At 35.4% G+C, this 26,735-nt stretch carries 24 protein-coding genes; 13 read left to right on the forward strand and 11 right to left on the reverse strand.

The annotated features are described in order from the left end of the window. Positions 1 to 696: 696 nt before the first annotated feature. The 7 genes from ACFS3A_RS08475 to kaiC form a co-directional block, all read right to left on the reverse strand. The gene (locus ACFS3A_RS08475) at positions 697 to 1,773 is read right to left on the reverse strand and encodes a calcium:proton antiporter (protein ID WP_379824949.1); all 1,077 of its coding nucleotides are present in this window, start codon (positions 1,771 to 1,773) and stop codon (positions 697 to 699) included. Between the two features lie 321 nt (positions 1,774 to 2,094). Next, positions 2,095 to 2,430 carry a winged helix-turn-helix transcriptional regulator gene (locus ACFS3A_RS08480; RefSeq protein WP_179003570.1) on the reverse strand — a complete coding sequence of 112 codons (336 nt, stop codon included), beginning with the start codon at positions 2,428 to 2,430 and terminating at the stop codon, positions 2,095 to 2,097. Between the two features lie 102 nt (positions 2,431 to 2,532). Next, positions 2,533 to 2,937: a response regulator gene (locus ACFS3A_RS08485; RefSeq protein WP_379824951.1), complete on the reverse strand. Its 405-nt coding sequence runs from the start codon at positions 2,935 to 2,937 to the stop codon at positions 2,533 to 2,535. Between the two features lies 1 nt (position 2,938). Next, positions 2,939 to 4,195, reverse strand: coding sequence for a sensor histidine kinase (locus tag ACFS3A_RS08490; protein ID WP_379824952.1), 1,257 nt, complete (start codon positions 4,193 to 4,195; stop codon positions 2,939 to 2,941). A gap of 1 nt (position 4,196) precedes the next feature. Then, entirely contained in the window at positions 4,197 to 4,496 is a 300-nt protein-coding gene (locus ACFS3A_RS08495; protein WP_289658983.1) for a circadian clock KaiB family protein, read from the reverse strand. Positions 4,497 to 4,499: 3 nt separating this feature from the next. After that, the gene (locus ACFS3A_RS08500; protein WP_263523365.1) at positions 4,500 to 4,793 is read right to left on the reverse strand and encodes a circadian clock KaiB family protein; all 294 of its coding nucleotides are present in this window, start codon (positions 4,791 to 4,793) and stop codon (positions 4,500 to 4,502) included. A 5-nt stretch (positions 4,794 to 4,798) separates the two neighbouring features. Then, a complete protein-coding gene (gene kaiC, locus ACFS3A_RS08505; protein WP_379824953.1) occupies positions 4,799 to 6,472 on the reverse strand; it encodes a circadian clock protein KaiC in 1,674 nt (557 codons plus the stop codon). Positions 6,473 to 6,798: 326 nt separating this feature from the next. Between kaiC and ACFS3A_RS08510 the strand changes: the two genes are divergently transcribed. After that, complete coding sequence (locus tag ACFS3A_RS08510; protein WP_379824954.1) at positions 6,799 to 7,542, forward strand: SDR family oxidoreductase; 744 nt, start codon at positions 6,799 to 6,801, stop codon at positions 7,540 to 7,542. A gap of 426 nt (positions 7,543 to 7,968) precedes the next feature. On the opposite strand, the gene ACFS3A_RS08515 is transcribed toward ACFS3A_RS08510, so the two are convergent. Then, a complete protein-coding gene (locus ACFS3A_RS08515) occupies positions 7,969 to 8,196 on the reverse strand; it encodes a hypothetical protein (RefSeq protein WP_289659006.1) in 228 nt (75 codons plus the stop codon). A 460-nt stretch (positions 8,197 to 8,656) separates the two neighbouring features. Between ACFS3A_RS08515 and ACFS3A_RS08520 the strand changes: the two genes are divergently transcribed. The 6 genes from ACFS3A_RS08520 (at position 8,657) to ACFS3A_RS08545 (ending at position 14,066) form a co-directional block, all read left to right on the forward strand. Beyond that, on the forward strand, positions 8,657 to 9,067 hold the full coding sequence (locus tag ACFS3A_RS08520; protein WP_379824956.1) for a cupin domain-containing protein: 411 nt from the start codon (positions 8,657 to 8,659) through the stop codon (positions 9,065 to 9,067). Between the two features lie 385 nt (positions 9,068 to 9,452). After that, the gene (locus tag ACFS3A_RS08525) at positions 9,453 to 10,445 is read left to right on the forward strand and encodes an alpha/beta fold hydrolase (RefSeq protein ID WP_379824958.1); all 993 of its coding nucleotides are present in this window, start codon (positions 9,453 to 9,455) and stop codon (positions 10,443 to 10,445) included. Between the two features lie 110 nt (positions 10,446 to 10,555). Further along, positions 10,556 to 10,966 (forward strand): organic hydroperoxide resistance protein, encoded by a 411-nt coding sequence (locus ACFS3A_RS08530; RefSeq protein ID WP_379824959.1) that lies wholly within the window; start codon positions 10,556 to 10,558, stop codon positions 10,964 to 10,966. Between the two features lie 106 nt (positions 10,967 to 11,072). Then, positions 11,073 to 11,810: a DUF1223 domain-containing protein gene (locus tag ACFS3A_RS08535; RefSeq protein WP_379824961.1), complete on the forward strand. Its 738-nt coding sequence runs from the start codon at positions 11,073 to 11,075 to the stop codon at positions 11,808 to 11,810. A gap of 488 nt (positions 11,811 to 12,298) precedes the next feature. Further along, positions 12,299 to 13,318, forward strand: a complete 1,020-nt coding sequence (locus tag ACFS3A_RS08540; RefSeq protein ID WP_379824962.1) for a sensor histidine kinase — start codon at positions 12,299 to 12,301, stop codon at positions 13,316 to 13,318. Then, positions 13,299 to 14,066 carry a LytR/AlgR family response regulator transcription factor gene (locus tag ACFS3A_RS08545; RefSeq protein ID WP_379824964.1) on the forward strand — a complete coding sequence of 256 codons (768 nt, stop codon included), beginning with the start codon at positions 13,299 to 13,301 and terminating at the stop codon, positions 14,064 to 14,066. Before ACFS3A_RS08540 ends, ACFS3A_RS08545 begins: the two co-directional genes overlap by 20 nt. A 312-nt stretch (positions 14,067 to 14,378) precedes the next feature. On the opposite strand, the gene ACFS3A_RS08550 is transcribed toward ACFS3A_RS08545, so the two are convergent. The 3 genes from ACFS3A_RS08550 to ACFS3A_RS08560 form a co-directional block, all read right to left on the reverse strand. After that, on the reverse strand, positions 14,379 to 14,768 hold the full coding sequence (locus ACFS3A_RS08550) for a DoxX family protein (RefSeq protein WP_379824965.1): 390 nt from the start codon (positions 14,766 to 14,768) through the stop codon (positions 14,379 to 14,381). 507 nt (positions 14,769 to 15,275) lie between these two features. After that, positions 15,276 to 16,337, reverse strand: a complete 1,062-nt coding sequence (locus tag ACFS3A_RS08555) for an NAD(P)H-dependent flavin oxidoreductase (RefSeq protein WP_379824966.1) — start codon at positions 16,335 to 16,337, stop codon at positions 15,276 to 15,278. Between the two features lie 6 nt (positions 16,338 to 16,343). Then, on the reverse strand, positions 16,344 to 16,718 hold the full coding sequence (locus ACFS3A_RS08560; RefSeq protein ID WP_379824967.1) for a nuclear transport factor 2 family protein: 375 nt from the start codon (positions 16,716 to 16,718) through the stop codon (positions 16,344 to 16,346). Between the two features lie 741 nt (positions 16,719 to 17,459). Here ACFS3A_RS08560 and ACFS3A_RS08565 point away from each other — a divergent pair. The 6 genes from ACFS3A_RS08565 to ACFS3A_RS08590 all read left to right on the forward strand — a co-directional run bounded on the left by ACFS3A_RS08565 (position 17,460) and on the right by ACFS3A_RS08590 (position 26,735). Beyond that, positions 17,460 to 18,293 carry a universal stress protein gene (locus ACFS3A_RS08565; protein ID WP_379824968.1) on the forward strand — a complete coding sequence of 278 codons (834 nt, stop codon included), beginning with the start codon at positions 17,460 to 17,462 and terminating at the stop codon, positions 18,291 to 18,293. 610 nt (positions 18,294 to 18,903) lie between these two features. Further along, positions 18,904 to 19,947, forward strand: a complete 1,044-nt coding sequence (locus ACFS3A_RS08570; protein WP_379824969.1) for a beta-ketoacyl-ACP synthase III — start codon at positions 18,904 to 18,906, stop codon at positions 19,945 to 19,947. Positions 19,948 to 19,989: 42 nt separating this feature from the next. Then, positions 19,990 to 21,093, forward strand: a complete 1,104-nt coding sequence (locus ACFS3A_RS08575) for a sensor histidine kinase (RefSeq protein WP_379824970.1) — start codon at positions 19,990 to 19,992, stop codon at positions 21,091 to 21,093. Continuing rightward, complete coding sequence (locus ACFS3A_RS08580) at positions 21,090 to 21,845, forward strand: LytR/AlgR family response regulator transcription factor (protein ID WP_379824971.1); 756 nt, start codon at positions 21,090 to 21,092, stop codon at positions 21,843 to 21,845. Before ACFS3A_RS08575 ends, ACFS3A_RS08580 begins: the two co-directional genes overlap by 4 nt. Positions 21,846 to 22,414: 569 nt before the next feature. Next, positions 22,415 to 23,548 (forward strand): efflux RND transporter periplasmic adaptor subunit, encoded by a 1,134-nt coding sequence (locus tag ACFS3A_RS08585; protein WP_289659031.1) that lies wholly within the window; start codon positions 22,415 to 22,417, stop codon positions 23,546 to 23,548. A gap of 31 nt (positions 23,549 to 23,579) precedes the next feature. Next, positions 23,580 to 26,735: an efflux RND transporter permease subunit gene (locus ACFS3A_RS08590; protein ID WP_379824972.1), complete on the forward strand. Its 3,156-nt coding sequence runs from the start codon at positions 23,580 to 23,582 to the stop codon at positions 26,733 to 26,735.

Below are 26,735 nucleotides of genomic sequence, written 5' to 3' on the forward strand. Positions count from 1 at the left end.
ATTAACTAAATTATTAGAAGAAATGTTTTAGCAGCAAAAAGTAAGAGAAAGTATGGTAATTCTTTTTCATTCAATGTTTTGCAGCAAAACAAAGTTTATTTTAATCTTACATTTCAAAATGTAGAGTGCTAAGTTAGAGAAAAATGCTGAAAAATGAGGGGTAAAATCGTTCACTTTTGGTCTTTATTGTGATACTTTTATAGGTGTTAAAAATACACTTATAAGGCTGTTTTTGAACTATATCGTTGTAATTAAAAAATGGTATACTAATTTTTTAAACACATAGAGACATAGTTTTTTGGAACGCTTAAAAAGGCATTTCATTTTTCAATAAATAACATAGCTATATGTGTTTATCCCAATTGCCTTAAACTTTGACAAAGTTTTATAACGCCATATAATTTTCTAGCAGATTTAGCTGATAAAACAGATTTTTGATCTGTAGAATCTGCAAAATCTGTGGGAGATTAATTTTAAAAGTTGGATATGAATTTTTCTAAAGAATTAGAAGCTCGCTTAAAAAAAATGTAAAGGCATTTTATTTGTTTAAATAAAGATAGGTTTATCATGTTAAACTTTGTCAAAGTTGGCCTCGTAAACACAAAGCTATGTGTTAGAAACTAGTTTCTTTCTGCATTCTGTTTTTATATAAACAGAAGATAAATTCTATGTTTCTATGTGTTTAAAAATAATTTTTTAAGGATAAATCATCAAAAACATAAAAGCAAACAAATTCACTAAAAGCACAACGCCATAAACAATATTCGATTTTCCTTTGCTAAGAGAAAGCATTACGGTAAAAACAGATAATGCCAAAAGCACAATAGATTTAATATCGAGTCCCAAAACAATCGGCATTCCCATAATAATACAAACTGTGGCAACACTCGGAATTGTTAATCCGATACTGGCTAGGGCAGAACCTAAAGCTAAGTTTAAACTCGTCTGCAATCTGTTTTTTCTAGCTGCAATAATAGCTGCAATCGCTTCGGGTAATAAAATGATAATCGCGATAATAACACCAACTAATGATTTTGGAAGATTATAGCCTATAATAATAGTTTCAATTGTAGGCGAGAGCGTTTTGGCTAACAAAACTACAATTCCTAAACTGACTAAAAGAAAAACAAGACTGGTATAAAATGTTTTATTATTGATTTCGATTGGATGTGTTTTCGATTCATCTTCATTTGTTCCGTTCGTTAGAAAATATTGACGGTAACCTTTTGTCTGTGCAAATAAAAAAGAGCCGTAAATAACCAGACAGGCAATAGAAGCAAAGATTAATTGAGGTGTTGAATAATAAGAACCATGAACACTTTCGGTAAATGTAGGAAACACTAAAGTAAAGACAATAATAGAAATCAATGAAACCAAACCAATAGTTACTGAGGAAGTGGAGAAATTCTGTTCGTAATGTTTAATGCTTCCAATAAGAAGACACAATCCGATAATACCATTTAGAATAAGCATGGTAGCGGCATAAACGGTATCTCTGGCTAAAGAAGCGGCTTCAGAACCTTCAGAAAGCATTAAAGAGACAATTATAGAAACTTCAATTACAGTAATAGAAATAGCCAAAATTATGGTTCCGTAAGGTTCTCCCACGCGTTCTGCAATGATTTCAGAATGATGAACGGCTGACATTACACTAAGAATAAGCAATATACTCGCAGCAATTTGAAAAATACTGCTGTCTTTTATCAGCCCGCTAAATAGGAGAGCCCACGAGAGGATCGGGATAATGATGGTCCACTGTAATAATTGTTTCATTTTTTGTAGTTTTTAAAATTGATAGCAATAATGCCGATAGGGCCAACGGAATCGGCTTTTGTCTTTTCTGTAAGATAGGGCTTTTATAGCTAAAAATCATAAAAAACTACATTTTTAAGCACTTTTTAAGTTTTTTACATTATGCTTTTATTATTCTTTAGTCAAAATGTTGCTGTGCTTTTAAGAGCTCTCGATGATTTAATTTCGGTGTTAATTTTTTAATAGAGGTTATGTGTATTTCTCCCGCAGATTCAGCTGATCAAGCAGATTTTTTTTGACTTGTATAATCTGCGAAATCTGCAAAATCTGCAGGAGAATATTTTAAGAGTTTCGAATGATTTCTTTCCGATGTGATTTTCCCCATTTTATCATTTCTTCGATTACAGGAGCAAAAGATTTACAATATGGTGTTGATTCGTATTTAACCTGAATTTCAGCATCGCGGTCTTCCGTTCTTTTAATCAGCATATTGAGTTCCATCTCTTTCAATTCTCTAGAAAGCATGCGCGTTGTAATTCCGGGAATACTGCGTTCAATTTCCCTGAAACGATTGTTTCCGTTGCAAATGGAGTTGATAATCGGTAATCGCCATTTACCGCCTAAAACATGTAAAGTGTCCTGAAGCGCCTGTACTTCTTCTTTTTGATTTCTTTCCATAACCGCTTTGCATTAGTTTAAAAATGACTGGTTACAAAGTTATACCATAATTCTAAAAGAATGACAGAAAGTAAAGATTTAATTAAAAGTTTAAAACGAAATTTACGCTTCAATAATACTTAAAATAGTTTTCGGAATTTCAGCGAAAGCTTCAAAAGAATACGGTTTAATCAGATACGCTTTTACACCCAGATCATCACATTTTTCTTTATAAGATGGATTAATGCTCGTTGAATACACAAAACATGGAATGTTTTTTAATTCATTAGTATTAAGGATTTCTTGTAAAGCTTCGATACCATCAATAATAGGCATGTTGATATCGGTAAGAATAACGTCGGGATTTTCGTTTGAAGGATTTTTGAGATAATTCAGCAGTTCTTCGCCATTGGCAACAAGACTTACTTTGCTAAAATTGGGATTATTGGTAAAAGTTTCTGTGATAACATCGGCGTCGTCCATGTCATCTTCGGCAATTATGATATGTAAGTTGTACTTTTGTGGCATTTTATACGATTGGGAAGTAAAGGTTAAATGTTGTGCCTTCGTTCAATGTGCTTTCAACGGTAATGGTTCCGGAATGGTTTTCCATAATCTTTTTACAGATTGCGAGACCAATACCGTTTCCAGAATATTCATTACGGGCATGCAGACGCTGAAAAATGATAAAGATTTTAAGCAAGTGGTTTTCTTCCATTCCGATACCATTATCTTTAATCTGCACTTTTACAAATTTAGCATTTTGATTTGGTATTTCAGCATCTAAATTTTCTTCCTGCAAAATTTCTATTATGGGAGCAATATTTGCTTTGCTGTATTTGATCGCATTTGAAATAAGATTCGAAAAAAGCTGTCTCATCTGTACTCTGGAAGCCTTAATTATGGGTAGTTTTCCAGTTTTGATATGTGCTTTTTTATCCGCTATTACAACTTCAAAATCCTCAATAACCTGAGCAATAATAGTTTCCAGATTTATTTCAGTACGTTCTTCCTGCGCCGTATGCGACGAATATTGAACCAAATCATCGACAAGCGAATTCAAACGTAAGGCTGATAATTTCATTACGTTTATGGCTTTAGCATCGGCTTCTTTAAAATAACTTCCGTCAATCCTGCTGGTATTCATGACGATTTTCCGCAACGGTTCTTTCAAATCGTGCGAGATCACATGAATAAACTCTTCAAGATTTCGATTGGTTTTGTTGAGTTCGTTTATTTTTTGTTCTAATTCTTTCTGATGGCGGAATAAAGCTTCTTCGTGCTTTTTCTTCTCCGTCAAATCGGTAATTACAATTCCAATCGCTTCTACAGCAGGTTCCAAATCAGTTAAAGCAATGTAGGCAGGAAAAATCTGTTTTTCGTTTTCTGATTTAAAAAGAATTTCATGTGTTGTGATGCCGTATCGTAATGCTTCAATTAACGAAACAAACTGCTCGGGATTCACAAAATATTCATTCAGGTAATTCCCTATTATTTTTTCTGACGGAATGCCGACCAATTTCGAAAAATATTCATTGCAATATAATATAAGTCCTTTTCTGGTAATGCTTAATGCGCCCTGTCCAAATTTTTCAATAAGAAGACGATAGGTGTAATCGGCAGTTTCCAGAGAATAAATCTCGGGAACTCCGTTACTGCTTACCACAAGCGCATCTACATCTCCTTGTTTTATGGCATTAACAATGCTGTTTGATTCATAAAGTTCTTCCTTTAATGATTCAATTTCTGCTAATAAATCGGCTATATCTTTTTTATTCTCCTTCAAATTACTGGCTTAAATTAAGTATGTATAATACTTTTTCTTTGTCTGATAAATCGCCGAGAATAATCCTTTTGGGTTCTGGCTGTGTTTTTATCAATGTCGGAATGGCTACAATTTGATGAATTACAGCTTGTTCTTTATCACGACCGATATCGACAATCTCTAATTCATAATTGTTTTTAAGATAGGTATCGCAGATTTTGCGTAAGTTTTCGATTGCATGTCCTGATTTAACAGACATACCGGAAACAAAAAGTTTAAACTTATGTTTGGTTGTACTTGTGCCATCAGATGAATCTTCCATGATTTAAGATTTTATAGGTTTAATGTTAAGACCTACAAGTACTCTTTCTTCATTAGAAAGGTCACCTATGATTTTACGGATAGGCTCAGGAAATTTGCGCACCAAAGTAGGTACGGCCAAAATCTGATCGCCTTCTGCCAATTGCGGATTCTTCAGCAAATCGATAATCTCGATGCTGTATTTTCCTTTTAAATGTTCCTCGGCATATTTCTTTATGTTTTCGAGCGCCTTGATCGATTTTGGCGTTTGCCCTGCTATATAAAGCAATAATTGCCATTCGGCTACTTCTTTTTTCATTTTGTTTATTTTTTCTTAGAAGACAGTTTTTCCTGCAATTCTTCTGTTGCTTTAAGGATACTCAGTTCTTCTTCTGCCGATTCAAATTCATTTCTTAAAGATTCAATATTAGCTTCAAGAACTTTGCGTTTACGTTCAATTTCCCTGTCTTTTCTGCTGATTTCGTTTTGAAGCTTAATGTCAGACATGGTTTTTTTGAATTGATAAGACTGTCTCGCGGCACCCGTTAAAATTCCCTGCGGTCCCAATTCTACATCCAGTAATTCAATTCCGTTACTGGTGATTACAAATTCTCTTACTTGGTTAGAATGTCCCATTCCGCGGGCTTTGATGATAAAAATACCGCGGTTTCTTTCGCCAATTCCTTCCATATCGCGAACCGTAATCCAGGTATCGACCAATGATGAAACCGATTCTTCTGCCAGATCTGGTCTAAAATTATCCGTCTGTTTGTTCAGAGACGTAAACATGGCCGTAATATTATGGGCTTTCAGCATATCAATTAATCGAACGAGCATAGAGCGGACTTCATGTTCGCTTCCTACCGAAATCAGATTACTAATCGGATCAATGATAACAGTAGTAGGCTCAAACTCTTTGATTAATTTTCTAAGCGTAAGCAAATGCAGTTCCAGACCATTTAATGATGGACGTGAAGAATGTATTTGCAAAATGCCTTTTTTGATGTGTTTTTCCAGATCAATTCCGATTGATCTCATGTTGCGTACCAATTGATGCGGTGATTCTTCAAAAGCGAAATAAATTGTTCTTTCGTTCTTTTCGCATTGTTCATTGGCAAAATAACAGGCAACTGTTGTTTTTGCCGTTCCCGCAGTTCCAGAAACCAAAATGTTGCTGCCGCGATAAAACCCGCCGCCATGAAACATTTCATTTAGTCCGGGAACACCTGTAGAAATAATATCTGAGGAAACTTCATTGTCCAATTTCAAAGAAGTAATTGGAAGTACCGAAATACCATCTTCATCAATTAAAAACGGGTATTCGTTTGTTCCATGTGTTGAACCTCTGTATTTTACAATTCGAAGTCTTCTGGTTGAAACCTGTTCAATGACACGATGATCGAGAACGATTACGCAGTCCGAAACGTATTCTTCCAAGCCTTGACGCGTTAAGGTCGCTTCACCGCGTTCTCCTGTAATTACGGCAGTTACGCCTTTGGTTTTCAGCCAATGAAATAACCTTCTTAATTCTGCTCGTAAAATAGCCTGATTGTCCAGACCAGCAAACAACGATTCAATGGTATCCAATACAACACGAGTGGCTTTTATAGAATCTATGGCATGTCCTAAACGAATAAATAAGCCGTCCAGATCATATTCGCCTGCTTCTTCAATTTCCGATCTTTCCACACGGACGTGATCTACAACCAGTTTTTTATCTTTTTTAAGCTGTTCTAAATCAAAGCCTAACGATTTAACATTTAGCGTAAGATCGTCCGAAGGTTCTTCAAAAGACATGAAAACTCCAGGTTCGTCATATTCTGTAATCCCTTTGATAAGGAATTGCATGGATAATAATGTTTTGCCGCATCCAGCGCCACCGCAGATTAAGGTTGGTCGTCCTTGCGGAAATCCTCCTTCCGTAATCTCGTCTAGTCCGTCGACTCCAGTAGGAGTTTTTGGAAATATAAAACTATGTGATTTTGTTTTTTCTTGCACGATAATAAAATTCAGTATTACTCAAATATACCTTTTTCTCCAGAATTTTCAATGAATTCTTATTAAGATTTAACAGGCGTTTAATGAAGTTTTAAAAATAAATTAAGAAAAATGAGTTGTAAATCTGAATAAATCGAAGAATTTTAACTAAAAAAATAAAAAATGCGAACTCCATATTTAACATAAAAAACTAGCTTTTGCATAAAACTGATTTTTTGATGCCTTTTTAATGTTAAAATGCACTTCTGGTATACTCTATGATACTGGTTACAAAGTTATACCATTTTGAATTTACCTTTGTCTTATCAATTTAAAACACAAACAAAATGGACAATTTAAAAAATAAAGTGGCAGTAATAACAGGCGGTAACAGTGGAATAGGATATGCCACAGCACAACTATTGAAAGATCAAGGCGCAGAAGTAATTATTACAGGAAGAAGAAAAGACGCCATAGAAAAAGCAGCTTTAAATTTGGGTGTTAAGGCCATCACAGCCGACCAATCTAATATTTTGGATATCGAAAAACTGGCAGAAAAAGTAAAAACCGATTTCGGTTCGGTTGATATTTTGTTTGTTAATGCAGGAATTGCGGGCTTAGGAACAATTGAACAAACTACAGAAGAATTGTACGACAATATTATGAATGTGAATCTAAAGGGTGCTTTTTTTACTTTAAGTAAATTTATCCCGATTCTAAAAGAGGGTGCTTCAGTGGTATTTTTGTCTTCGAATACTGCGAGCATGCCAGGGCCGGGCTCTTCGGTTTATTCGGCGAGTAAAACGGCTTTGAATTCGTTTATGAGATCGGCGGCTTTAGAATTAGCGCCAAGAAAGATTCGTGTCAATTCGGTTAGCCCAGGGCCAACTCAAACCGAAGTCATGAACAAAGTAGGCCTAGACGAAACCACCGTAAAAAGCATTATGGATGTCGTAGTAGAAAAAGTCCCGCTAAAACAAATGGGAAGGGCAGAAGATGTGGCTAAAATGGTTTCGTATTTGAGTAGTGATGCTGCGGTGTTTATGACTGGAGCGGATGTTATTATGGATGGTGGGATGGTTTTAGCATAAATTAAAATCAGTTCTTAATTAAGCAAAAAGAAAAAGCGATCGGTTAGGTGATCGCTTTTTTGTTTCAAATTAGTTTACTTTGAAAAAAAACTTCATTCAAGAATGATAAACTCAATATGCTCCAAAAACTACTCCATTTGAATTTACAGCATTCCCTTAATCCGTTTTGTTAATGTACGATAAATTGGATAGTACGGATTTGATTTTATATGAAAAATAGGGTAATTATTTTGATTCTAAATAATTTATGCTTTTGAGAGACCATTGTCAAAGTTTCAAACTTTGACAATGGTCTCACTAGAAACTAAAAATAAAATGAAGTAAAGAGTATTTCTAAGGTATTTTCTCCAAATCAAAAAAACAAAACCCTCAATCTTTCTTTCAAAGACCAAGGGTTTTAATTTTTTTTTCAAAAAGAACAAACCTTTACTCCAAATCCAAATAAGGATTTAAAGTTTCAGCTAATTCATTCAGCCAGATAAAACTGTCTCGCAGTGTTTTTTCGGGAGCGAAGTTTTGATCGTTCATGACATTTAATGCGAGATTGAAATTGACCATTCTTATGGCTTTTGCCATATCGTCTGGGGCAATTCTGTCGTTGAAGAAGTTCATCAACCTGATTTCGGCTTCTTTTGAAAGGGTTTTAGTACTCATAACTCTGTAATTTAGGAAATATAAAACCCATGTAGCTTAGGTGTCCTACGCTTACAGAAGCGTTACGGTTGTTTCCAATGCCGCCACCATACCACATGGGCAAGAAGTTTTTTAAGTATCATATTTCTGTAATTTAGGAAGCGCAAATATATTAAAAAACAGCTTGGTTTTTATAATCTAAAAAGTAATACAATTCCTTAATAATATCCCAAAAATTTCCTTTTGAAAATGAGTGCCCTAGCCCTGATAGGAGCGGCATCCTTTTTCTTGCTCCTTTAGCAAGGAAAAGATATAGCGGATAGCAGGAAATAGCTCCTTATAAAAAAAACTACACCAAAAGCCCTGTCCACTTCACCCATTAATCTGTCCGTTTCGGCTATTTTCTGATTTCGTAAGAAGGGTTATCGAAATACTTTTGACGAAGAAATTAACAGAAAACAACTATTTAAAACTAGAAGTTATGGAAACGAAAAAACAAAAAACTTGGGTCATAATCGCGATTATCGTTTTGGGAATCATTGCCTTTTTGGTTCCGAATCAGATTGCAGCACAGGGAGTAAAACGTATCGATTTGCAAAAACATGATCTCAGTGTTCCGGGAAGCGAAATGGTTCAGGCACGAATCGATTTTGACGGGCATTCGGCTTTTGGGAAACATTCTCATCCAGGCGAAGAAGTCATTTACGTTGTTGAAGGTTCATTGGAATATCAAATTGAAGGAGAAAAACCAGTGACTTTAAAAGCAGGCGAAGTCCTTTTTATTCCGGCAGGCCTAGTGCACTCGGCTAAAAATAATACGAATGCTAAAGCTTCGGAACTGGCGACTTATATCGTAGAAAAGGGAAAACCGATACTTGTAATGAAAAACTAAAAAAACTTTATGTTAATTTTTTACCGCAAAGCACACAAAGGTTTTTCGCAAAGTACGCTAAGTTTTTTGAGTAAATGTTAAGAACATTAAGGTCGCAAAGCTTTGTGCTGATTTTTTATCGCAAAGCACACAAAGGATTTTCGCGGAGGACACTAAGTTTTGTTTGAGATAAATGTCAAGGACATTAAGTTCACGAAGCTTTGTCTTTAAAACTTTGCGACTTAGCGTCTTTGCGAGATTAAAACAGCATTAATCAACAAAAAGCTTTGTGTTCTCAGTCTTCTCTTTTAATAAATAAACTTAGCGCACTTTGCGAAAACCCTTAGCGTCCTCTGCGTTACAAACACATTTTACAAATCACATCTCACATCTCAAAAAAATAATTATGAAAACACTATTCAATATTCTAATCGCTATTCTTTTTATGAATGCTTCATTTACTAATGCACAGACTTCACAACAAAAAATAATTGAAGTAAACAGTTCTCTTGGAACTTTAAAACAAATTAATGCCGGATTATTAAACGTGGGTTACACCGAAGCAGGTCCGTCAAACGGAACACCGGTGATTTTGCTTCACGGTTGGCCTTATGATATTCACAGTTACAACGAAGTGGTTCCGATTTTGGTTTCAAAAGGCTATCACGTTTTTACGCCTTATTTACGCGGATTCGGGACAACGACTTTTTTATCGAAAGATACTTTTAGAAACGGTCAGCAGGCGGCTTTGGCGAGTGATATTATCGCTTTTATGGATGCGCTGAAAATCGATAAAGCCGTGATTGGCGGATTCGATTGGGGAGCGAGAACGGCTGTTGCGGTATCGGCGCTTTGGCCAGAACGTGTAAAAGGTTTGGTTTCGGTAAGCGGTTATATCGTAGTGAATTTGGAAGCGAACTTAAAACCGCTTTCGCCAACGGCTGAATTGGGCTGGTGGTATCAGTATTATTTCGCAACCGAAAGAGGAAAAGAAGGTTATACTCAAAACACGTACGATTTCAATAAACTAATCTGGAAAATCGCTTCTCCGTTATGGAATTTTGATAAAGCCACTTACGATCAAACGGCGCAGTCTTTTAACAATCCGGATCATGTAGCAATTGTGATTCACAATTACAGATGGAGACAATCTTTGGAATCTGGCGAAGCGAAATACGATAATCTGGAAAAGCGCTTTGCTGCAAGACCTGTAATTAAGGTGCCAACGATTACAATTGGAAGCGATTTTGACGGCGCTTTCGCGGATGGAAAAGCGTATGCAAACAAATTCACGGGGAAATATGAGCACAGAGTTTTAAAAGGAATCGGACATAATGTTCCTCAGGAAGATCCGAAGGCGTTTGCGCAAGCGATAATTGACGCAGATAATCTGAAGTAAATTCCAATTTTTTAAATCCCAAATTCCAAATTGAATTGCAATTGCAATATCAAAAATCAATATCAAGAAACATTTCACTTTTTACAAATAACATTTTACACAAAAAAATCATGGAAACAAAAGTTTTATACACAGGAAAAACACATACAACAGGCGGTAGAGAAGGAGCTTCTCAAAGTTCGGATGAGCAATTGAATATTAAGTTAAGTTCGCCGGGATCTTCGCGTCCGGGGACAAATCCAGAGCAGTTGTTTGCTGCGGGATGGTCGGCTTGTTTTATTGGGGCGCTGGGAATCGCTGCTTCGAAATTAGGAGTAAGACTTCCAGCTGAAACCGCTGTAAATGCCGAAGTAGATTTGTGTGTCGAAGAGGGTGAATATTTTCTTCAGGCGCGATTAAACATCAGTCTTCCGGGCTTGGATTTGGAAACTGCTGAAAAATTAGCGTCTCAGGCGCATCAGACTTGTCCGTATTCTAAAGCGACAAGAGGAAATATAAACGTTGAGATTAATATTCTTTAAGAGAAGCTAAGAGTTATAAGTTAAAGGTTAGGAGTTGATGCGAAACTTAACTTTTAACAAACCCGACAGGTTTTTAAAACCTGTCAGGTTTAACAAATAGAAATATATGAAAAAGATAAAATTATTAATTAGCTTTTTAATGCTGTTTCTTTTGGTTGGAAATGGTGTTTTCAGTCAGAACGCAGATAAAAAAGGTTTTGCGCTTTTGGAATTATATACTTCAGAAGGCTGTTCGAGTTGTCCGCCTGCAGACGAATTACTGGGCAAAATTCAGAACGAATACCGTGATAAAAATGTTTTTGTTTTGGCTTATCATGTGGATTATTGGGATAAACAGGGCTGGAAAGATATTTTCAGCAATGCCGATTTTACCAAAAGACAATACGATTACGCTCAGTTTATGGGAAAAGAACCAATTTATACGCCTCAGGTTATCATTAATGGAAAAACAGATTATATCGGTTCTCAGGAAACGAGCCTTCGAAATGGAATTAAATCGGTACTATTGAAACCTGCTTTGGCTAATTTAAGTTTAGAAACTTCTCAAAACTCGAATATACTTTCAGTACAGTATAATGCGGAAAGTACTTCAAAAAATAGCCGTTTATTAATTGCGGTTGTTCAGAAAGAAGCAAAAAGTAATGTTCGAAGAGGGGAGAATGCTAATCGGGTTTTATCGCATTATCAAATTGTACGTCAATTACAGCCGGTTAATTTGAATAAAGGCAAGAAAGGAACGGCAATAATTTCTCTTCCTAAAAATTATAATGCACAAGGTTTTGAAGTAATTGGCTTTGTTCAAGATGCGGATTCTGGTGTTATTTTGGGAGTTAAGAGAGTTTGATTTTTTTGTTGCAAGCAGATTTGCAGATAATTTCTGTTAGTTTTTAATCTCGCAAAGACGCAAAGTTTTTATTCTCATTTTTTGTCATTTCGACTGAAAGGAGAAATCACACTAGAAACTCCGCAAAGAATGTCGCCAATCTTTGCCGATATACGTGTGTGATTTCTCCTTTCAGTCGAAATGACAAACTGTGCGGGTACTAGAACAAAAAAATCTGCGCGCATCTGCTAAAATCCTATAATCCCGATAACTATCGGGAGTGTGAAATCTTTTTCAATAAAACTATACTAAAAAATATACTCTCGCAGATTTGGGAGATTTAGCAGATAAAAAAATCTCCTAGATCTGCTAAATCTGCGAGAGAAATTTAAAAAGACTATTGTTTATTTAAATTAAGTGAAATGCCTTTAAACACAAAGTGAAATCCTATGTCTCTATGTGTTTAAAAAAAATGAAAATAAAACTATCTTTGACTATAAACTACAATTATGGAAAAACCAAAACGGTTTCAGGTTTCGCTCAAAGTGATTTGGGGAAGTTCGATTGCTCTGGCGGTTATGGCTTCAATACCTAAATTATTTGATGCCGATTCTACACCTGGGGATCTTATTATAAACTCTTCGATTACGCTGTTGTTTTCCCTTTTTATCTGGTATTACAACATTTACAGCTTACCGAAATTTTCCTCAAACCGAACAACCAAAAGTCTGTTTAACTGGAAACTTTTACTGAGTGTTGTTTTAGGGATTTTGTTAATGGTCATTCTGGTTATCGCGCATCAGGAATTATTTCAGGTTTCGAAAATGGATGCGCCTATTATGTTCGAACTCCGAGGAGTTTTGATTAATCTGATTGTATATATGTTTCTGCATCTGCTTTTTCAAAACTATCAAACCCAGCAAATGGGAGTCGAATTAGAAAGAACAAAAGCCGTTAATCTTGGTGCTCAGTATGAATTACTGAAACAGCAGATCAATCCGCATTTTCTTTTCAATAGTTTGAATACTTTAAAATCGATGGTGGATATGAACGACGAAAATAGTTCCGATTTTATCCTGAAATTATCTGATTTTTATCGTTTTACCTTAGAAAGCCGAAAACTCGATTTGATTCCGCTTCGCGAAGAAATTCAGATTCTCGATTCGTATGTTTATTTGTTGAAAGCCCGTTTTGAAGACGGTTTTGTGTTGGAAAATGAAATTGATGAAAAACAGTACGAATCAGTTATTCCGCCTTTTGCTTTGCAGTTGTTGATTGAAAACTGTATCAAACATAATGTTGTTTCGTTAGACAAACCTTTAAAAATTAAGCTTTACAGCGAAAAAGATTTTCTGGTGATTGAAAACCCGATTCAGTTGAAAAGAGGCGCTATAGTTTCTACTGGCGTTGGATTGGATAATATCAACCAGCGTTTTATGCATTTGGTGCACAAAGAAATCGAAATTGATAAAAACGAAACCACTTTTAAAGTAAAAATACCACTCATTTATGACCATCGTAATAATTGAAGATGAAGTAAAAACGGCCAAAGCACTTGGCCAGCTTATTCTGAGTATCAGACCCGATGTTCAGATTTTGTCGTATATACAAAGTATTGACGGCGCTGTGAGTTATCTTTTAGAAAACGATCAGCCCGATTTGATTTTTATGGATATTCAGCTGGCAGACGGCCAATGTTTTGAGATTTTTAAGAATGTCGAAGTGTTGTCACCTGTTATTTTCTGTACTGCTTTTGATGATTATGCGATTGAAGCTTTTAAGTCAAACGGAATTGATTATGTTTTAAAACCTTTTTCGAGAGAAAGCATTTCGCAGGCTTTGAAGAAAGCGGGAGAACTGAAAAACTTCTTTCAGCGCAATAAAAAAGCAATGCCCGATTTTGATTATTTGTTGACCAGAACTGGCGAAAATAAAGGAAAAAGCAGTTTTTTGGTTTTCAAAAACAATAAATACCAAACCGTTTTAACGGAAAATATCGCCTTTTTTTATATCAAAAATGAAATGCCAACGATTATGACTTTGGATAAAAATGAATATCCGCTAACACAATCTTTGGATGATATTCATAAACTCTTAGCGCCAATTCAGTTTTTTAGGGTTAACAGACAGTATTTGGTTAATTTTTCGGCTATACGAGAGGCCGAGCATTATTTTTCGCGAAAGATATTAGTAAAACTTACTGTTCCAACAGAAGAAAAAATATTGGTTGGAAAAGAAAAAGCAACGGCATTTTTGAGTTGGCTGGAAAACAGATAACCAATTAATTTATCGCTGATTCAGATAAATTAATTGGCTTAAAATTATAATCCCGGAAACATAAAACAGCTGATAAAAAACAAAGCTGATAAAATGAAACAAAGAATGAGAATGACTTTTTTCATTGGAAATAATTAAAGTGAAATTTATAAGAAGCTGTCTCAAAAGGACGGCTTTTTCGTAAGCTTCGGAGAAGCGAAATATTTATAGCAAAGAATAAACATTTACAATATAAAGCTCCGGAGGAGTGACATATTTTTCAAGATCTGTATGTCGCCACGCTGGAGCTTTTTTTGCAGTTCTATAAATATTTTACTCCGCTGGAGTATAAGTAGCTGTATATAACTTTCTATACATTGCGTAAGTAACGCTGACCATTATAAAGGCAACAATGGCATCAGTCGCAGCGCCAAAACCTAAGACCGCTATTTTTGAAAAGAAAGCAAAAATGATATCGAAAAATACACCTGCGAAAACCCATTCTTTCAATCGCAATAATTTGTTCGGAATTAAAAGTGTAATAACTCCTGCTACTTTAAAAACGCCTAATATGTAAATAAAATGTGCCGGATATCCTAGCTGTTGTGTAATTCCCCAAACCAATGGATTGTTGGTTAATTCGAAGAAACCGCTTGCGCCGAACCATAAAGAAGTTAATATTGCGCCTGTCCAATAGATAATTTTTGTTGTTTTTGAGTTCATGATTTTGATATTTAAAGTTATTTAACGGTACAAAGCTGCGTTTAAAGCGTTAAAAACGAAATCAGAAACTTGTTGAAATGGACAAAGTTTGAGGCGAACTGGACAGGTTGCGGGGTGATGTTTTTTTAACGCAAAGTGCGCTAAGTTTTTTTTGATTTTGATTGTGTTTTAAGTTCGCAAAGCTTTGTGTGGAAATATTATATTTTTTATTTTTTAATCTCGCAATCCCGATAGCTATCGGGAGTAGAGTCGCAAAGTTTTTTTATTTCTCGCAGATTGAGCAGATTATATTTTTAAATATGAAAAAAATCTGTTAAATCTGCTAAATCTGCGAGAGACAAATTCCTTTAATCGCAAAAATCTGTGGCTTAAAAAAAAATCCTCTGTGACTCTGCTAGATTTGAAAAAGTCTGAGCACAAAGCTTTAAGTCTAGTGAGAACTTTGCGAACTTAAAATCTCCAGCATTTATAAAAAAAATAAACTTAGCGTACTTTGCGGTAAAAAAGCTAAACAGACATTTCAGCAATTAAAGCCTGCATCAGCTCACTTGCTTTATGATGTTTTAAAGTTGAGGTATTTTGCCCTGACCAAAAATTAACCAAATCAGTTCTTCCTTGGTTCAAAGCGGCTGTTTTTAAAACGGCCATTAGTCGGGTTTGAAGTGGAAAAGGAAGTACTTCAGTTTCAAAAGGAAATGCATCAGATATGGTATTGTGGATCATTCGTCCCATCCTTCCGGTTAAGGATTTTGAAACTGTAGTAGAAATATTAGGCTGATTAAAGAGGATTTTTTTATGAACATCTAAAGCGGCAGATTCATCAGTAGCCATAAAAGCAGTTCCTAGTTGTACAGCATCAGCTCCTAACGTCATAGCGGCTTTTATTCCTTTTGCATCAATAATACCACCGGCGGCAATAATGGGTGTTTTGGTTTTGGCTTTGAGCTGTTGTATCAATGTAAACAAACCTGTAAAAGAATCTTGTGCCGGTTTTAGGAATGATGGTCTGTGTCCGCCGGCTTCAAATCCTGCGGCAACAATGGCATCGACTTCAGCATCTTCGAGAGCAAGCGCTTCTTCCAAAGTTGTTGCGGCTCCAATGGTTTTTATTCCTAATCGTTTGCTTTCTTTTAGGATTTCTTTGGAAGGAATTCCGAAAATAAAACTAAAAGCAGCAGGTTTCAGTTCGAATAAAACTTCAACTTGTTTTTCAAATTTAGAAGGAATATCCGAAGAAAGATCAGGAAGCGGAATTCCTAACTCATCAAAATAAGGTTTAAAAAGCAGTTTGATCTTTTCTAGTTTTTCCGGAGAATAATCAATTAGACTTTTATCGACATCATTCACCCATAAATTGATGTTATACGGCTTGGATGTGGTTAGTTTGATTTCTTTTCCAGCTTCGCGAATTTCGTCCGGAGTTAAGGTATATGCACCGTAACTGCCTAATCCCCCAGAGTTGCTTACGGAAGCCAGTAAGGCAGCGGTTGAAAAACCACCTCCCATTGGACCTTGTAAAATTGGATACTCAATACCTAGTAATTCTGTTATTTTGGTTGAATTCCACATTGTATTTTAGTTTACTTTTGATGCTAGTTTGTTAATAATAACCCATTTGTTATCAGTGATAATAAGGCTTAAGAAGTCATAATAATCAAATTCAAATATTGGAACCTGTACTTTTGCAACAGCAGTATTATTAATAATTTCTACAGATAGAATTTTCATTTTGAATTCTTCTCCCAGTTCTCTTGGACTTTTACGGTTTTTTACACCTTCCAAATATTGGTTTAAGGTTTTAAAATGGGTTTCTCCATTGATATCAAAACCAATCAATGCCTGCGAATGAAAAACACTTTGAAGCAAAGGAACATCTCCATTATAAATTCCGTTAAAGTAATTCGTAAGTAAATCTGAGATTAGTGCTTCATTTGCTGCAGAATTTTCCATGATTTTAGATTTTTATTTGCTACAGAAGTAGCGTTTTGTCTAAATTACTAATTTCTCTTCTAATTTTTATAGCTTATAGAAATTATGAAATCAAAATTTTATGTTTAACATTTTTTCTTGTGTTTTTCTCTAAATAGCACCATGAAAAGAGGTTAGTCGGAAATCCCGAAATACCACTTTTTCGTCTAGTTCGCCTTCCTAATTAATTTCTTTTTTCATAAAATTTATTTATACATTTTTAACCAACAGATTATTTATGCTTTTTGAGGTAAAGAAATTTTTTTTATTGGTCTGAAAAATAGTTTAAACTAAGTACTTTGGTACATTTCGCTTTCAGCTTCTAAAAAGTTTTTAACCACAAATCACACAAATTTCCACAAATTAATTTGCGAAAATTTGTGTAATTTGTGATTGAAATTAAGCTTTACAACCTTTTAGACTTTAAGTCTGCCAATCAAACCTTTGGATTTCAAGTCGATAGTGGTTAAGTTCTAAATTAAAGTTTTCGGCACCTTGCTTAAAAGGATGAAATCAGATTTTTTAGTTAAAATTACAAAATATTAAAACCTGGATTTCTATTCTTTTATTTGTTTTTTAAAGTACTAAACAAAAAAGGAAAGCTTGTTTTTTCAGAAACGAATTTTTACGGTTGGGGCTTAAAAAATGATCTTTCAGTAATTTAAAAACTTAAACAAGTGTTTAATTAGCCAATTTTGCAAAAAAAAGTTTAATTACTATTATATGATTCCACAACTAACTATAATCGCCGCGACCAATTTTTCTGCAATTGCTAGCAATGCAGTAAATTATGCTGCAGGACTTGCCAAGATTACAGGAGCAAAATTAGTTTTATTTAATTCATTCTCTTTAAGTGTGCACAGTGCAAACTCGCATATAACCGCAGATGCTATGCAGAAGCAAATTGAAAAAGCGATTTCCAGACTGGAAAACTTGGCCAAAGAAACAGCCGATTCATTTAAAATTGAAACGTCAGCCATTTGCACTTATTCTTTTCTGGAGGACGAATTACCAAGAATTATTGAACAGACAAAAGCAGATGTAGTAGTAATGGGAATGGCAGAGCGTTCTTTTGAGCAGGAACTATTAGGGAATTCAACTACAACAGCAATCAAAAACCTCCATATTCCGGTTTTGGCAGTTCCTCAAAATGCACGTTTCCTGAAGATAGAAAAGGTCTTATATGCTTGCGACAGCCTAAGTTTTTCGGCGATTAAAAAATTCAGCTGGATTAAAAATGCTTTGGGTGATTTTGGAGCGGAAATCGAATTTTTCAGTGTAGACGAAAAACTGGATGATCTGAAAGAAGAGCAACACAGAATTTTAATGAATTCGAATATCGAAAAAGAATTTGAAGATGTTAAATATTTGTATAAAAGCGTAAGATCGAATGCAGTAATTAACGAAATAAAGAAGGAAATTAAAAACTATGAAGCCGATCTTTTGATTATGGTACCGCAAAAATATGGTTTTTGGGATTCTTTAGTACACAGAAGTAAAACGAGGATTTTGGCAGCCGGACTTGATATTCCTTTATTGTCGTTTCCGAATTATTAGAAATTAATTTGATTTAAAAGTAATGATATAAAAATTACAAGGTTTTTTTGAAGAAATTTTATCAAAATAAATTTTAACAGATTTTTTTTGATTTTAGGGATTCTATAATTTTTAGTGTCTGTTGTCCGATATCAAAAATATATTTTAACATTTTAGCTGGTTTTGTTAATTATTCTTAATTCCCTGCTTGATTAAGATATTTTTAAATTAATTTTGTGGCACTTTAAAAACTTAATGCAGATAGTTTTTTTATCAGAAGGGCAACAGCTATAATTGGAATTATATACAAACAGAAACACATTGTATGATTTTAAAAGTAAAATAAATTAAGATTTTATACCGAGTAACACCGAGAAAGACTTTGTGTAGGATTTTAATTTATTTTGGTTGGATTTTTTATAATGGTTGAGTTTGTAAACGATAGTTTCTCAAAAATAGTTATTGTCAGTAGATTTAATCCGCTTTTAATGGATGCTGTTATGGTTTCCTGTTGTCAGTTCTAAAAAAGTATTTTGTTAATTCAATATACGATAGAGAATTGCTTAAAAGAAGAAAAAAGGTATAAGCATTGGGTTCTTGAGAGGACAAAGCTTAAAAAAACAAAAAACAAATGAGCGCAGTAATTACAGCTATAGGTGGTTTCGTACCATCATCAATTCTGACCAATAAAAAGATTTCAGAAACGGTTGATACATCGGAGGAATGGATCATTAAAAGAACTGGAATCAAAGAACGAAGAATCGCAGACGACGAAACGGCAACTTCTGATCTTGCCGCTGCTGCAATTGAAAACCTATTTAAAAATTATAATGTAGATCGTGGCGAAATTGAAGCTTTGCTTGTAGCAACAGCAACTCCCGATCACATTTTGGCACCAACAGCGAGTATTGTGTGCGAGAAAAGCGGTCTGACAAATGCCTTTGGAATCGACATGAATGCAGCCTGCAGCGGATTTTTATACGCGCTGGAAATGGGAGCAAACATGATCGAAAGCGGCCGTTATAAAAAATTAATTATCGTTGGAGCTGATAAAATGAGTTCTATCGTAGATTATGAAGACCGCAATACTTGTATCCTTTTCGGAGATGGTGCAGGAGCAGTTTTGTTAGAAAAAACAGAATCTGATTACGGTTTAATGAAAACGATTCTGAAAACTGACGGAAGCGGTGTTTCTTCTTTGGCTGTACCAGCCGGAGGTTCAAGAAATCCAACATCAATGCAAAGTCTTTTGCACAGAACGCATTATTTAAAACAAGACGGAGCTTTTGTATTTAAAAGAGCCGTTGCCGCTATGAGCCAGGTTTCTCAGGATGCTTTGGTTAAAAATGAATTAGAAGCAAACCAAATTGACTGGGTAATTCCACATCAGGCAAATTTGAGAATTATTACTGCTGTAGGGGAAAGTTTAAATATTGATTTCGATAAAGTGAAGGTAAATATAGATCGTTACGGAAATACAACGTCTGCAACAGTTCCTTTGTGTTTATGGGACTTCAAGGATGATTTCAAAGAAGGTCAGAATTTATTGATTACCACTTTTGGTGCAGGATTTTCATGGGGAGCTACTTGTTTGAAATGGGGAGTAATGCGTGAAAAAAAAATAGTTCGAAAAACTAAAGATTCGAAAGCAGAAGAAATTCTGGTGGCACACTAAATCTGGCCACGCAGATTTTCGATTCAAAATAGAGATGATTTAATGGGAAGACAGAAGCAAAATAAAAAATCAGGGAAGAACTTTTTCTATAAATATTACAGAGTTATAGTAATTCCTGCGGTTTTTTTAGTGTATTTGTCTTCTTATTATTTCTTAAATCCCTATAGAAATTTTGAAGAAGAAAGCCTGCTTGATCTGGACCAGACTTTTGATATTTTTATTATTTTACTGTATTGTGCAATCCTTACAGAGCTGACGCTTTTTGTTGGCAGAAAATTAAACAATTATATACGTTGGGAGCAAAATCCCTTTTTTAGAGCAATAGCGCAGTTTATCTGTTTAATTGCCGGAAATATACTTTTAAATTACTTTTTCTCTTGTCTTTGGGATTATCTCTATCCCTGCACAGCTTTAGAAGAAAATGATTTAGTTACCATTTGGCAGTCCAAAATTATGGCCGCCATTATCTCTCTTTTTATCAGCGCCATTCATACCGGTATATTTCTTTTAAACCGTTGGCGTGTAAATGCTATAGAAACAGCCGAATTAAAAATTAAAGCTTCAGAACTTCAGGAAGCTGTTACGCGTTCGAAACTGGAATCCTTAAAAATGCAGTTAGATCCACATTTTGTTTTTAATAATTTCAGTACCCTGACAGAGCTTATTTATGAAGATCAAAAAGAAGCCGCTTCGTTTTTAGAAAATATTACGAGAGTGTATCGTTATATGATTTCAAACTCGAATAAAGATACTATTACTGTAAAAGAAGAAATTGAATTTCTAAACGCTTATTTTTACCTGCTAAAGAAAAGACTGGGCGATAAAATTGATCTTAAAATTGATCTTGAACCTTCGTGTCTGTCTTTGCATTTACCACCTTTAACATTGCAATTGTTGGTCGAAAATGCTGTAAAACACAATATGGCGACTTTAGCCAATCCATTGACTATTTCTGTTTTTTGTGATTCGAATGATATTATTGTCCGAAACAATCTGCAGCGAACAGCAGGAAAAAGTCTGGTTTCTACCGGAATAGGAAATAAAAATATTGAGTTTCGTTATAAAATTTTATCTGAAAAAATGCCTGTTTTCAAAGAATCAAACGACTTTTATGAAGTACGTCTGCCATTAATTGAAGTGTTATGAAAATTTTAATTGTAGAAGATGAAAGTATAAACGCCAGCCGTTTAAAAAGACTGTTGGAAGAACTCGAACCTAATTGTGAAATTTTAGGAATCATTGATACTGTTGTCGATACGGTTGCCTGGTTGAAATCAAATCCCGCACCCGATTTAATTACATTAGATATTCGTTTAGCGGACGGATTAAGTTTTTCAATTTTTGATGAAATCAATATCACTTGTCCCGTTATTTTCACAACAGCTTATGACGAATATGCGATTCGCGCTTTTAAAGTCAACAGCATTGATTATTTGATGAAACCCATTGATAAAGCCGAACTGGAATTTGCTTTAACAAAATTCAAGTCTTTATCTAAAACTGAAACCAGTGTTTCTAATATTGCTGGAATTTTAAAAGACCTTATTCATAAACCAATTTATAGATTACGCTTTTTGGTGACGTATCGTGACGGTTATAAAAGTGTAGATGTTTCTGATATTGATTTCATTTATTCGGAGTTTAAAACGAGTAATTTATTTCTAAAATCGGGAACAATTATTTCGATTCCACAAACGATGGAAGAACTGGAACAGGAATTAGATCCTACTATCTTTTTTAGGGCAAACCGTCAGTTTTTTATCCGTGCAGAAAGTATCAAATCTATTGCAAACTACTTCAATGCAAAACTTAAAATCCAACTCAAACTTGATCCTGAAAGAGAAGTGATTATTAGTCGTGAGAAGACACCATTTTTTAAACAGTGGATGGATCGATGAAAAAGTTGCTAAGTTTTTTTGCCGCAAAGGCGCTAGGGCGCAAAGTTTTTTTTAAAATCCTATTTTTTTAAAATCTAGTATGTCATTTCGACCGTAGCGAGAAATCTCCGCAAGTAGCTCTACAAAAGTTGGAGATTCAGTTTGTGCAGATTCTTCCTTGCTCCGTAAGGATGACAAACGGTGCGTTAAAATCTAAACAACCTGCATAAAGAAATCTTTTAATCCTTTAATCTGTGACAAAAAAACTTTGTAGAGCTACTTTCGGAGATCCTTCCTCCGTCAGGATGACAAACATTGCTTTAAAATCTGCGCAATATGCATAAAGAAATCTTTTAATCTTTTAAATCTGTGGCAAAAAAAGCTTTGCGACTCTGCGACTTCGCGAGATTAAAAACTCCCAACAATCTTTTAAAAAAAAACTTTGTGCCCTAGTGCCTTTGTGGCAAAAACACCCCATACGTTTCAGTATCAAAAAATGTCGTTTGGGTAAAATTCTCCACTAAAAAAGCGGTTTTGAGCTGTTATTTTGCGGCCAAATATGAGGTAATTCATTTAAAATGAAAAGTAAAATGACAAAACAGTTTTTTCAAAATAACACAGCAATTGGCAGGATTGCGGTTTTATTGATTATAATTTCTTTTTCTTCCTGCGGGAAAAGTGCGGATGCCCAGATGGCACCTCCAAAGCCGGAAGTTGACTTTCTGCAGACCACTTCAGTGACAGGAGATGTGGAAAAAAAATATCCAGCAACAGTCGAAGGTACTGTAAACGTTGATATAAAAGCACAGGTTTCAGGATATCTTGAAGCTATTTATGTCAAAGAAGGAGATTATGTAAACAAAGGACAATCCCTTTTTAAAATTAAAGGCGATGTATATGCCGAGCAGGTAAACAACAGTCGTGCCGCTTACAAAAGCGCTTTGGCGAACCAGGCCAATGCCAAATTGGAAGTAGAAAAAATCAAACCGCTTGTGGACGGAAAAGTTTTCTCTGACATGCAGTTAAAAACAGCACAGGCTAATTTAGAAGCTGCGACGGCACAAGTAGCACAGGCTAAAGCCGCTTTAGGATCATCTCAGTTAAATGCCGATTTCTCTTTGATCAAAGCTCCTGTAAGCGGCTATATTAGCCGTATTCCTAATCGTGTCGGAAACTTAGTAACGCCAAACGATGCCGTTCCGTTAACAACACTTTCTGAAATTAACAATGTATTTGTGTATTTCTCTCTTACAGAAGCCGATTATTTAGCTTTTTCTAAAGATTCAAAAGCCAATCAAACCGTAAGTTTAATTATGGCCGATGACAGCGAATACGATCAAAAAGGAAAACTGGAAGTAGCCAGCGGAAATATTGATCGTGCAACAGGTACAATTGCTTTAAAAGCGATTTTCCCAAATCCGAAGAAGATATTGCGTTCAGGAGGTTCGGCAAGAATTGTATTGAATAAAAGTTTGTCATCTGTCATTACAGTTCCGATGGCAAGTGTAAAAGACATTCAGGATAAATTCTTCGTTTTTGTTTTGAAAGAAGGGAATAAAGTAGCCATGGTTCCAATTGAAATTGCTGGAAGTGCCGGATCAGATTACTTCGTAAAAGCTGGATTGCAATCTGGGGACAAAGTGGCTTTAAATTCTATAGATGTTCTTTATGACAGTATGGAAGTGGTTCCTAAAACCGCTGGTAAAGCCGTAAGCAGCAAATAATTTTTGATTTAAACATATAATAACATTTTCCATGTTAAAGAAAATAATAGACAGGCCGGTATTGGCCACAGTTATCTCTATTGTATTGGTAATCTTGGGGATTATAGGTCTTACGAGATTATCGGTAACGAGATTCCCTGATATTTCGCCGCCAACTGTAATGGTAAGCGGTTCGTATCCGGGAGGGAACAGTGAAACCGTTATTCGTTCGGTGGTAACGCCATTAGAAGAACAGATTAACGGAGTTGAAAATATGCAGTATATTAAGTCTACTGCGAGTAACGACGGATCTTTTTCGATCAGTGTCATTTTTAAACAAGGTGTTGATCCAGATCAGGCAGCAGTAAACGTACAGAATAGAGTACAGCAGGCTACGCCAAAATTACCGCAAGAAGTTATTCGTATGGGACTTACGACTTCGAAACAGCAAAATAGTATGATCGTTATCTTCAACTTATACACTGAAGATAATGTTAAATATGATGAGTTATTTTTGCAGAATTATGCTAATATCAACTTAGTACCTCAAATGAAACGTGTTCCCGGAGTGGGGCAGGTTCAGATTTTCGGACAAAAAGATTATTCGATGCGAATCTGGCTGGATCCGCGTAAAATGGCGAATGCAGGATTAGTTCCTTCAGATGTGACGCAGGCAATTGCAGAACAGAGTTTAGAATCGGCTCCAGGGAAATTGGGAGAAGAATCCAAAGCAGCTTTAGAATATGTAATTCGTTACAAAGGAAAAAAGAACAAACCAGAGCAGTATGAAAATATTGTAGTTAAAAACAACGGAAGTAATGTTCTAAGACTTAAAGACGTTGCAAGAGTTGAATTTGGTTCTATTTCGTATAGCGGAGACAATAAATCGAATAGTAAAAATGCCGTTACGATGGCAATTTTACAGACTTCAGGTTCTAATGCAAACGATATTGAAATCGGGATTAATAAAGAAGTAGAAAGATTGTCTAAATCTTTCCCTCCAGGTATTAAATACGTAAATGTAATGAGTACCAAAGAGCGTTTGGACGAAGCAACAGGGCAAGTAAAATCGACTTTATTTGAGGCTTTTATTCTGGTATTTATCGTAGTATTTATATTCCTGCAAGACATTCGCTCGACTATAATTCCAGCTATTGCAGTGCCAGTAGCGATTGTAGGAACGTTTTTCTTCTTATTGGTTTTTGGATTTACCATTAATATTCTAACGCTTTTCGCTTTGGTACTGGCAATTGGAATTGTGGTCGATGATGCGATTGTCGTCGTTGAAGCCGTTCACAGTAAAATGGAAGAAGATGCAGGAATTTCAGCCAAAGAAGCGACTCATGGTGCGATGGCAGAGATTACGGGAGCTGTAATTTCGATTACTTTGGTCATGTCGGCGGTGTTTATTCCGATTGGATTTATGACGGGATCTTCAGGAATTTTTTACAAACAATTTGCTTATACATTAGCCATTGCGATTATCATCTCGGCTGTAAATGCCTTGACGTTAACTCCTGCATTATGTGCGCTTCTGCTAAAAAATCATGGAGATAAACATGGAAATCACGAGCATAAAACCAGTTTTAAAGATCGTTTTTTCATTGGATTTAATACAAGCTTCAACAATTTTACGGGAAGATATATCAAAGGCGTTCGTTTCCTTATCGGAAGAAAATGGATTGCAGCTGGATTTGTTACAGGAATAACAGCTCTTGCAGTTTATATGATGATGTCAACACCAAAAAGTTTCGTTCCGTTAGAAGATGACGGATTTATGGTGTACAGTTTATCGATGCCTCCGGGAACGGCTCTTGATCGTACGACTGAAGTGGTACAAAGAATGGAGAAAATTTTAGAAACAGAAGAAGCAATCGATGTCAATACCAGCATTACCGGATTTAATATTTTGAGTAACAGTGCCAGTACAGCTTACGGATTAGGATTTATCAAATTAAAACCTAAAAAAGAAAGAGGCGCAGTAAAAGATATTGATCAGATTTTAAACAGTGTTACAGGCAAATTATCGGCAATTAAAGAAGGTTCGATTATGGTGTTCAGAATGCCGCCTGTTGAAGGATTTGGTGTAACGAGTGGTGCCGAAATTGTGTTGCAGGACAGAATGGCAAGAAGTCCGGAAGCTTTAAAAGCAATGTCGGATAAAGTAATCGGACAAATTATGCAGCAACCGGGCGTTCAATATGCGTATACGACTTTTAGAGCCGATTATCCGCAGTTGGAATTGGAAGTTGATGAAGACAAAGCCCGCCAAATGGGAGTGAATGTTAAAGACCTTTTAGGAAACATTCAGACGTATTTTGCCGGAGATCAATCGTCAGATTTTACAAGATTTGGGAAGTTCTACAGAGTGAATGTAAAAGCTGACGGAATTTTCAGAATGGATCAGGATGCATTTAATGAGATTTTCGTTAGAAATGCGGATATGCAGATGGTTCCAGTAAAATCAATTGTGAAATTCCATAAAGTATACGGGCCAGAATCGGTAAACCGATATAACCTTTATAATTCGGTAAATATTACAGCAATGGCATTGCCAGGTTATAGTAACGGTCAGATTATGGGGAATTTAGAACAAGTTTTAGATAAACTTCCAGCTGATTATAGTTACGAATGGACAGGTTTAAGTCTGGAAGAAAAAGCAGGAGGAAACCAGACTGTTGCCATTTTTGGATTATGTCTTTTGTTTGTCTTCTTCTTATTGGCTGCACAATATGAAAGCTATTTGTTGCCATTGGCCGTTTTACTTTCAATTCCGACAGGAATTTTAGGAGCTTTCGCTGGAGTAAAAGCAGTTGGTTTAGATAACAATATTTACGTACAGGTCGGATTAATCATGCTGGTTGGATTGCTCGCTAAAAACGCCATTTTGATTGTGGAATTTGCGCTTCAAAGACGTTTAGCCGGATTGAGTATTGTCGAAGCAGCAATCGAAGGAGCAAGATCAAGGTTACGACCAATTATTATGACTTCATTGGCCTTTATTGTAGGTATGATTCCGTTAATGTTTGCTTCTGGAGGAACTGCTGTCGGAAACAGATCCATTAGTGTCAGCGCTGCGGTTGGGATGTTGAGCGGTGTTATTTTGGGAATTTTCGTGATTCCGTTGCTTTTCATTGTATTCCAGTATTTACAAGAAAAAGTATCAGGAAAGAAAATTGCAGTTGAAGTTCAAACGATAAAAGAATAA

It is taken from the genome of Flavobacterium notoginsengisoli (genome assembly GCF_042686225.1).
Lineage (GTDB): Bacteria > Bacteroidota > Bacteroidia > Flavobacteriales > Flavobacteriaceae > Flavobacterium > Flavobacterium notoginsengisoli.